This window comes from Clostridium sp. (genome assembly GCF_051656525.1).
Lineage (GTDB): Bacteria > Bacillota > Clostridia > Clostridiales > Clostridiaceae > Clostridium.
In genome coordinates this window covers 1-9068 of sequence record NZ_JBOGCC010000196.1, presented here as the reverse complement: position 1 = coordinate 9068, position 9068 = coordinate 1, and the positions used below count along the sequence as shown (strand labels likewise).

The 9068-nt window shown below is 28.7% G+C and carries 12 protein-coding genes; all 12 read right to left on the bottom strand.

The genetic code is table 11. The features are described 5' to 3' along the window. A partial coding sequence (gene hisI, locus ACRDDY_RS09730; protein WP_438564755.1) for a phosphoribosyl-AMP cyclohydrolase occupies window positions 1-290 on the bottom strand: 290 nt, incomplete at its 3' end. A 9-nt stretch (window positions 291-299) separates the two neighbouring features. Continuing rightward, window positions 300-1061: an imidazole glycerol phosphate synthase subunit HisF gene (gene hisF / locus ACRDDY_RS09725; protein WP_438564754.1), complete on the bottom strand. Its 762-nt coding sequence runs from the start codon at window positions 1059-1061 to the stop codon at window positions 300-302. A gap of 12 nt (window positions 1062-1073) precedes the next feature. Then, window positions 1074-1790, bottom strand: a complete 717-nt coding sequence (gene hisA, locus ACRDDY_RS09720) for a 1-(5-phosphoribosyl)-5-[(5-phosphoribosylamino)methylideneamino]imidazole-4-carboxamide isomerase (protein ID WP_438564753.1) — start codon at window positions 1788-1790, stop codon at window positions 1074-1076. 6 nt (window positions 1791-1796) lie between these two features. Then, window positions 1797-2402 carry an imidazole glycerol phosphate synthase subunit HisH gene (gene hisH, locus ACRDDY_RS09715; protein WP_438564752.1) on the bottom strand — a complete coding sequence of 202 codons (606 nt, stop codon included), beginning with the start codon at window positions 2400-2402 and terminating at the stop codon, window positions 1797-1799. Window position 2403: 1 nt separating this feature from the next. Continuing rightward, window positions 2404-2982, bottom strand: a complete 579-nt coding sequence (gene hisB, locus ACRDDY_RS09710; protein WP_438564751.1) for an imidazoleglycerol-phosphate dehydratase HisB — start codon at window positions 2980-2982, stop codon at window positions 2404-2406. Then, a complete protein-coding gene (hisC, locus tag ACRDDY_RS09705) occupies window positions 2979-4007 on the bottom strand; it encodes a histidinol-phosphate transaminase (RefSeq protein ID WP_438564750.1) in 1029 nt (342 codons plus the stop codon). The genes hisB and hisC overlap by 4 nt, the downstream gene beginning before the upstream one ends. Next, window positions 3985-5292 carry a histidinol dehydrogenase gene (gene hisD / locus ACRDDY_RS09700; RefSeq protein ID WP_438564749.1) on the bottom strand — a complete coding sequence of 436 codons (1308 nt, stop codon included), beginning with the start codon at window positions 5290-5292 and terminating at the stop codon, window positions 3985-3987. Before hisD ends, hisC begins: the two co-directional genes overlap by 23 nt. A gap of 2 nt (window positions 5293-5294) precedes the next feature. Continuing rightward, window positions 5295-5930 (bottom strand): ATP phosphoribosyltransferase, encoded by a 636-nt coding sequence (gene hisG / locus ACRDDY_RS09695; protein ID WP_438564748.1) that lies wholly within the window; start codon window positions 5928-5930, stop codon window positions 5295-5297. Window position 5931: 1 nt separating this feature from the next. Next, complete coding sequence (gene hisZ, locus ACRDDY_RS09690; protein ID WP_438564747.1) at window positions 5932-7050, bottom strand: ATP phosphoribosyltransferase regulatory subunit; 1119 nt, start codon at window positions 7048-7050, stop codon at window positions 5932-5934. A 192-nt stretch (window positions 7051-7242) separates the two neighbouring features. After that, window positions 7243-7740, bottom strand: coding sequence for a GNAT family N-acetyltransferase (locus ACRDDY_RS09685; protein WP_438564746.1), 498 nt, complete (start codon window positions 7738-7740; stop codon window positions 7243-7245). Between the two features lie 40 nt (window positions 7741-7780). Continuing rightward, window positions 7781-8218: an ACT domain-containing protein gene (locus ACRDDY_RS09680; RefSeq protein ID WP_438564745.1), complete on the bottom strand. Its 438-nt coding sequence runs from the start codon at window positions 8216-8218 to the stop codon at window positions 7781-7783. A gap of 13 nt (window positions 8219-8231) precedes the next feature. After that, a partial coding sequence (gene thrB / locus ACRDDY_RS09675) for a homoserine kinase (RefSeq protein WP_438564744.1) occupies window positions 8232-9068 on the bottom strand: 837 nt, incomplete at its 5' end.

The following is a 9068-nucleotide window of genomic DNA, read 5'->3' as shown; positions in this document are numbered from 1 at the left end:
CAAGCTGGACCTTTTTGTTTTACAAGAAATAAAATTGTATCATTATCACAATCTACTTTTATTTCTTTAACTTTTTGTATGTGTCCTGATATAGCACCCTTATGCCATAATTCATTTCTACTTCTACTAAAATAATAACATTCTCCAGTTTCTAATGTTTTTCTCATACTTTCTTCATTTATATATGCAAGCATTAAAACTTCATTATTTCTATAATCTTGTACTATTGCTGGTATAAGACCCTTTCCTTTTTTAAAGTCTAAACTCTTTAATATTTTCTCTATATCCATATCCTTCTCCTATAATCTAACTTTAATTTTTTTTTCTTTTAGATATGTTTTTACTTCCTTTATAGTAAGTTCACCATAGTGAAAAAGAGAAGCTACAAGTGCTGCATCACTAACATCATTTTTTAGCACCTCATAAAAATGCTCTAAATTTCCACAACCACCTGAAGCTATAACAGGTACATTTGTGTTTTTTCGTACCTCTTTTAACATTTCAATATCAAAGCCTTTTTTAGTTCCATCTGCATCCATTGATGTTAAAAGAATTTCTCCACAGCCTAAGCTTGTTATTTCCTTTACCCATTCTATTAAATCTAATCCTGTGTCTACTCTTCCACCATTTATATAGACATTCCAGCCAAGTTTATCTTCTCTAAGCTTTCCATCTATTGCTACAACAATACATTGACTTCCAAATATTTTTGCTCCTTCTTTTATAAGTTCTTTATTTTTTACTGCTGCTGAATTTAAACTTATCTTATCTGCACCCGCTCTTAATATCTCCTTTATATCTTCTATAGTTCTTATTCCTCCACCAACTGTAAATGGAATAAAAATCTCTTTAGCTACTTTTTCAACAACTTTTCTCATTATCCCTCTATCTTCATAAGAAGCTGTTATATCTAAAAAAACCAACTCATCGGCTCCTTGTTCATTATAAAACTTAGCAAGACTTACAGGATCTCCAACTGTTTTTAACTCTATAAAGTTAATTCCTTTTACAACTTCACCATTTTTTACATCTAAGCAAGGTATTATTCTTTTTGTATGCATCCTTTTCACTCCTTACTTTTTTGCTATTTTTATTGCTTCTTCTAAAGATAATTTTTTTGTATATAAAGCTTTTCCTGTTATTGCCCCATATAGATTTATCTTTTTAAGCTTTTCTATATCTTCTATGTCTTTAACTCCTCCAGAAGCTGTTATATCTATATTTACTTCTTTAGATAACTTTTCTAACATTTCTACATTTACACCTTCAAGAGTCCCATCCTTTTGAATATCTGTAACTATTATATTTTTAACACCTATCTTTTCTAGTTCTTTTGCAAAATCTATATAATGTAACTTACTTTCTTCAAACCACCCATTTCCATAGGCATATCCATTAGTACAATCAATACCAACTGCAATTTTTTCTCCATATAATGAAATAGCAGTTTTTAATAATTCTTTATCCTGTATAGCAACAGTTCCAAGTATTACTCTATCTACTCCACCATCTATATATTTTTTTATAGTATCTAAAGTTCTTATCCCTCCACCAATTTCAACCTTTATATTAACTTCTTTTGCAACCTTTAAAATAAGGTCTAAATTTTTAGGTTTTTTATCTTTAGCTCCATCTAAATCAACTAAATGTACCCAATCTGCTCCAAGCTTTTCAAAGTTTTTTGCAGTTTCTAATACATCCTCTGAAACTATTTCTTTTGTTAAATAATCTCCCTTATATAACCTTACTGGTTTTCCATCTATTATATCTATTGCTGGTAGTATAACCATTTATCTTCACCCCTTAACAAAATTCTCTATAAGTTTAAGTCCAACTTCTCCACTTTTTTCTGGATGAAACTGAGCTCCCATTGTATTATTCTTTTTAAATAATCCCGGTATTAAAACACCTTCATAATCAGCTCCTATAACTAAATCATCTTTTTCATAATCACTTATCATATAAGAATGAACATAATAAAAGAAACTATTTTCATCTATTTCATCTAATAATCTAGTTTTATTAAAGGCTTTACCACTATTCCACCCTATATGTGGTATCCTTCTTCCTTCTTCATTTATTTTTACAACCCTTCCCTTTAATAAACCTAAGCCATCCATCTCTATTCCTTCATAGCCTTTTTGGAATAAAAGTTGCATTCCTAAACAGATTCCTAAAAGTTCTTTTCCTTTTAATACCTCAATTTTTATAAACTCATCTAATCCTTTTTCTTTTAAATTTATCATTGCATCATTAAAAGCTCCAACTCCTGGTAATATAAACTTTTCACAAATCCCCAAGATTTTTTTCTCATCAGATATAATGTATTCAATCCGTAACTTGTCCAATGCGTTTGAAACACTTTTAAGGTTACCCATTCCATAATCTATTATCCCTATCATTTTAAATTACCCCTTTTGTACTTTGAACTCTTTCACTTGTCACTTCTTTAGCCCTCTTTAAAGCTCTTCCAAAGCCTTTAAATATAGCCTCTATTTTATGATGGTCATTTTTCCCATACATCATATTTATATGAAGTGTTATTCCACTATTAAAAGCCACTGCTCTAAAAAATTCTTCAACCATTTCTGTTGACATTTCCCCAACCTTCTCTCTATTAAACTCACAATCAAACACTAAAAAAGGTCTTCCACTTATATCTAAAGATACAAGCGCTAAGCTTTCATCCATAGGCATATGCATTGTCCCATATCTCTCAATTCCAAATTTCTCACCTAGTGCCTCTTTTATTCCATTACCTAAAGCTATTCCTATATCCTCAACTGTATGATGATCACATACACCTATATCTCCTATACATTTAACCTTTAAATCTATTTCACTATGAAAAGAAAAAAGAATTAGCATATGATCAAAAATTTCTATTCCTGTATCTATATCACTTTCACCAGTTCCATCTAAGTTTAATTCTAAAAATATATCTGTTTCCTTAGTCTTTCTTTTTATATTAGCCTTTCTCATAACTTTGACCATTCCTTTAATATTTTAATTACAGAATTATTTTCTTCCTTGCTTCCTATAGATATCCTAAAGGAATCATCTTTAAAGTTTCTTACTACTATCTTTTCTTTTTCAAGCTCTTCTAAAAAACTTTTGTTCCCTCTTCCAAATATAAAATTTGAATTAGATTTATATACTTTTATTTTTTTACTTTTTTCTTCAATTTCTTTAAGCTCTTTAAACACTCTTTCTCTTTCTTCTAAAACTTCTTCAATAAAATTGTTTACTCTATCCTTTTTTGAAATAAGTATTTTACCAAGACTTTGAGACACTCTATTCACGTTATATGGAACCTTAAAGCTTTGAATCTTTTCTATTAGCTTTTCATTTCCTATTAAAAATCCTAATCTAAGACTTGCCCCTGCAAAAGCTTTTGATAAAGTTCTTGTAACTAATAAATTATCATAAGTATTTATCTTATCTACAACTGATTTTTTATAAAATTCAATATAAGCCTCATCAACTAATATAATTTTATCTTTAAAGCCTTTTATTATTTTTTCAATTTCTAAAGTCTCTTTGGCAAAGCCTGTTGGATTATTAGGATTTGAGAAAACTACTAAGTCAACATTTTCAGATTTCCCAAGATTTATAAAATCTTCTACACTATAGCGTCCATCTTCCTTACAATCTAATTTTATTAACTCACCTTCATTTTGAGAAACATAAAAATCATACATAGAAAAGTCAGGATTTAAAGTCAAAACCTTTTTACCCTTATTGATAAAAGCTGAAACTACTAATGAAATCATTTCATCTGAACCATGTCCTGCTATTATATTTTCTTTTTTAATTCCTAAGTAATCTCCATATGCTTTTCTTAATTCTGTTGAATCATTCTCTGGATATCTATTGAAATCTATCTTCAATACTTCCTCTAATATTTCTTCTTTATAATCACCTAAAATATTATAAAAGCTTTCATTTCCATTTAAAATAATACATCCGTCTAAACTTTCTACATTATACTTCTCTACTTTTTTCATCCTCTAACCTCACCTTTATAGAATTTGCATGTGCATCTAATCCTTCTTTCTTTGCAATAGTTATTATTTTTTCTCCATCTTCTAATAAGGCTTCCTTTGTATAATATAAAAATGAAGATTTTTTTATAAAGCTATCTACTAATAATGGTGAGAAAAATCTTGCTGTTCCACTTGTAGGAAGCACATGGTTTGTTCCCCCAAAGTAATCTCCCACTGGCTCTGGTGAATATTCTCCTAAAAAGACTGAACCTGCATTTCTAACCTTATCTAAATATTCTATTGGATTTTCTAAAAGAATTTCTAAATGTTCAGGAGCTATATAATTTGAAAGTTCAAAACATTCATCTATAGTTTCACAGATAATTATTTTTCCATAATTTTTTAAAGACTCTTTTATTATTTCTTTTCTACTTAATCCCTCTAATTGCTTTTCAATTTCTTCTACAACTTTTTCTGAAAGTTCTTTTGATGTAGTTATTAAAACAGAAGATGCCAAAACATCATGCTCTGCTTGTGACATTAAATCAGCAGCTATATATTTAGGATTTGCATTTTCTCCACCTATAACTAAAATTTCACTCGGTCCCGCTATCATATCTATATCAACTTCACCAAAAACTTCTTTCTTAGCAAGAGCCACATAAGTATTTCCAGGTCCAACTATCTTATCTACCTTTTTTACTTTTTCCGTTCCAAAAGCTAATGCACCTATTCCTTGTGCTCCTCCAACCTTATATATCTTAGTAGCTCCTGCTAAATCTCCTGCTACTGCTATATATGGATTAACTTCTCCCTCTTTTGTAGGTGGCGTTATCATATATATTTCTTTAACTCCTGCAACTTTAGCAGGTATTATATTCATTAAAACAGATGATGGATAACTTGCAGTTCCTCCTGGAACATAAACTCCCACCTTTTTTAAAGGTAGCACTCTTTGTCCTAAAAGCACTCCATTCTCTCTCTTTAATGTATATCCCTCTTTCTTTTGTAATCTATGATACTCTTCAATATTTTTCTTTGCCTCTTTCATTGCTAAAAGAAACTCTTCTGAAACTTCTTTATAAGCTTCTTTTATTTCACTTTTTGTAACTTCTACTTCTACAAGCTCTACCTTATCAAATTTTTTTGTATATTCTAATAATGCCCTATCTCCATTTTCTTTTATATTACTTAATATATCTTTTACTTTATTTAACTTTTCTAAGTCATCAGAATCTTTTCTACTTTGTAAAAGTTTCAAAACTTTTTCTCTATTTTTTAAAGAATATATAATCCTTTCTATCATCTTTATCCCCCTACCTTTATCCCCTTTTTAAGTTCCTCTATAAATTTTCTTATCTCATCACTCTTCATTTTAAAGCTTGCTTTATTTATTATTAGCCTAGCACTTATATTACATATATCATCTAAAACAACTAATCCATTTTCCTTTAATGTTATTCCTGTTTCCATAATATCTACAATACCATCACATAAATCTAATATAGGTGCAAGCTCAACTGAACCCTCTATCTTTATTATTTCTACATCCATACCACGCTTTTCAAAATAATTTTTTGCCACCTTTGGATATTTCGTTCCAATTCTAACATGTCCTATTTTTTCAAAAAGTCTTTTCTCAGGCAATGAGGCAACTATAAATTTACAAACTCCAATATTTAAATCTAGAACTTCAAAATATTCTTTTTCACTTTCTAATAAAGTATCCTTTCCTACTACACCAATATCAGCAACTCCATGTTCCACATAAGTTATAGAATCTGCTGCTTTTACTAAAAAATATTTTATATCTTCTTTAGTATCTGAAAATACTAGCTTTCTTCCCTTCTCCCTTAACTCATCTACTCCATAACCTACATTCTCTAATATTTTCACTATCTCTTTTTCAAGTCTTCCTTTAGTAAGTGCCACATTTATAGTCATCTTATTCACCTTCCTCTATTTTAAAGTCACTCTTGTTGTTTGATCTTTTTAATTTAACCCTTTTTCCAACTGCTCTAAGTTCCTTTGCTTTATTCATTGCCCTAATTAAATTCTCTTCTCCATAAATTAAAACTGTTCCCTCTTTAATTCTTTCAACCTTTATATTTTCAGCTACTAAATCCACATTTATAGAAAAGCCTATAGCATCAATTTCAATCTTATCTTCTTTATTAAAAGTATATCTTCCCCCATTTAAGACAGTATCACATGCTCCATCTAAATATCCTTTAAACATTATCCCTCTATAATAATTAACTCTTGGAATCATTCCTAAATCAAAACTTACATTTTCTTCATACCCTAGTTTCTTTAAAATTAAAAATAATTCCTTCATATAATTTAAACTTTCTAAAACTTCCTCATTTAAATTATATTTAAGGACTCTATCTAAAACATGACTATCTCCAAATAACCATGGTATTTCTCTTAATAACTCTTTAAACTCCTCTTCTATTTGAATACTAGAGACAAATTCATCTAATGCAACTATATCTTTATTTTCAATGAAATGTGCAATTAATCTTTTACTCTCCTCATTTAGCATTAATTCATCAAATATATTATTGATAAATCCTATAATTCCTATCTCTAATTTAAAATCTTTTGAATTAAAACTTTTTAATCCTTCTATAGCTAAAGTTAAAATTTCTAAATCTAAATCTTTACTCAAATCCCCTATAAGCTCTACTCCACAATCTGTATATTCATTTCGCTTTCCACAATATGTTCCATATACATTAAATACATTTGAACAATATTTTATTCTTATTGGCATTTTAACTTCTCTCATTTTTGTTTTAACTACTCTACTTATAGGCAATGTCATATCTGGTCTTAAAACTAATGTCCTTCCATTTTTATCTATTATTTTATATAGCATTTCATCCCTAAAACCATCTTCTCTTTTCCCAAAAGTATCATAAAATTCTAATGTTGGTGTAACTACTGTCTCATACCCAAAGCTATCATATATTTTATTTAACTTTTCAATAACAACCTCTTTTTTTAAACTCTCATCGAATATTAAATCTCTTGTTCCCTCTGGAATTCCCTCTCTCATCTTTATACCACCTTTTTACTTTAATACACTAAATTGTTAAATATTATAAATTCATAATATTCTTCCTTTTTATTCTTGTTACCACTTTTTCTCAATTTGTATGATCGTAAAATTTCTATTTATAATAAAAAAAGACTCCTCAAAATCTAAGCTTATTTTTTTCTTACTTAGTTTTTGAAAAATCTTTCTTTTTTATCTTTCTGCTAAATCTTTTATTTTTTCTCTAGTTAGTCTATAAACTGTCCATTCACTCATTGGAATAGCACCTAAATTTTTATAAAATTCTATAGATGGTGTATTCCAATTTAAACAAGACCATTCCATTCTATGGCATCCTTTTTCATAAGCTATCTTTCCAATAACTTTAAATATTTCTTTGCCATATCCTTTTTTTCTATATTCTTCTTTTATATAAATATCCTCTAAATAAAATCCACTTCTTCCTAAGAAGGTAGAGTAATTAAAGAAATATAGTACGTATCCTATAACTTTTTCATTTACCTCTACTAAAAGAACTTCAGCTTCTTTTTTAAAGAATATAGAGTCTTTTATACTTTCTTCAGTTGCTATTACTCGGTCTAGCATCTTTTCATACTTTGCAATCTCACATATAAGCTCTAAAATAATTTTTGTATCTTCTACTCTAGCTTGTCTTAATCTGAGTTCACTAAACTTTGTATTTATATACATTTATAACACCCCATTATCTCATCCTTTTATACCTTTTATCTTATTCCATAGCTATAAAATCAACTCTATCAACATTATCCATTTTCTCTAATGTTTCTAAAAGATCAGATACATCTAATTCTAACATAGACATATCTATAGTTAATGTTAAATTTGCCACTCCATTTATAGGCAATCCTTGATAGATAGTTAGAATATTCCCCCCTTTTTCTGAGATATAATTTAACACTTCTGATAAAACACCTTTTCTATGCTTTACCATCATATTAAATGTCATTTTTCTACCTTCTGCACTTTCAGAAAATTCAAATACATAATTTTTATATTTATAATAAACACTTCTGCTAATTCCAACAATTTTTGTTGCTTCTGTTATTTCCTTAACTTTACCTTCTTTTAAAAGCTTCTTCGCTTCTAATACCTTCTCATATACATCTGGTAAGGCTTTTTTATCAATTAATAAGTTTTTTCCATCCATTACATTCCACCTTCTATAATACAATTGTCCCCTTTGTATCCATGGAAAGTTCTACTACTTCATATTCTAAATTTTCATTGTTTAGAACTTCTCTTATCTTTTTTCCAATCTCTTTAGTTTCTTTAACTACAATCATAATAGTAGGACCTGCTCCACTTAAATACGAGGCTAATGCCCCATTATTATAAGCTTCTTTCTTAATTAAATCAATTCCTTCAATTAAGCTATTTCTATATGGTTCATGTAATCTATCTTTACATGCAACCTTTAAAATACTGTCATTTCCATTGTTTAATCCCATTGCAAGTAATGCTACTCGCCCAATATTATACACTGAATCTGCATATGTTAAATTTTTAGGAAGTACGCTCCTTGCCTTTTCTGTCTTTAGTTCAAAGTTTGGAATTACAGCTAAAAACTTTAAATTATTCTTATTGTTTATAGTTTCATATATAACTTCACCATCATCAGATGTGGCAATTATGATACCTCCTAAGAGTGCTGGTGCTACATTATCAGGATGTCCTTCTATCTCTACTGCCAAACTTAAAAGTTCTTCCTTTGTAAGCTTTTTCTTAACTATCATATTTGCTCCATAGAGTCCCGCTATAATACAACTTGAACTACTCCCAAGTCCTCTAGCTATTGGAATTTCCTGCTTCACAAGTTTTATTCTTAATCCACTATAAGGATAATGCGCTCTTCTAAATATTTGTAACATTGCTTTAAAAACAATATTATCTTTATTAGAAAATTTTTCCTCAAAACCTTCAAATATTAATCCACTTTTTATTTCTTCAAATTCATATTCATTATACAGATTTAAAGAAATTCCTAAACAATCAAATCC